Source organism: Arthrobacter sp. 210 2, from assembly GCF_059093025.1.
The window spans coordinates 1-276 of the sequence record NZ_JBNHIE010000036.1; the positions used below are offsets into that span (position 1 = coordinate 1).

Annotated in this window: 1 pseudogene; it reads right to left on the reverse strand. The window is 62.0% G+C overall.

Annotation, left to right across the window (positions count from 1 at the left end):
* Window positions 1-276, reverse strand: a pseudogene (locus AC5RWA_RS21620) (DUF4192 domain-containing protein); the annotation flags it as partial.

Consider the following 276-nt stretch of genomic DNA (forward strand, 5'->3'; position numbering starts at 1 on the left):
GGAATTGCAGGTTTGCGACGAGGGCGTGGCAGTCGTCGTCGCTTGGGAAGGTTTTGGAGTCGAGCATGTTGGCCCAGAGTTTCCGGCCGTGCTGCAGTGCGGTGTCGGTCGGTTGGGTCCTGATGGTTTCCATGTGGTGTTCGACGGCGGTCGCTTTCGCTGCTTCCGGGCTGGTAGTGGGGAGGGTGATGCGGTCGGTGGGTTCGATGAAGCTGCCGCGGTAGATGAATTCGGCGTTGATTGCGCTGGTCTGGGTTGAGCTGACGGGCAGGGCGA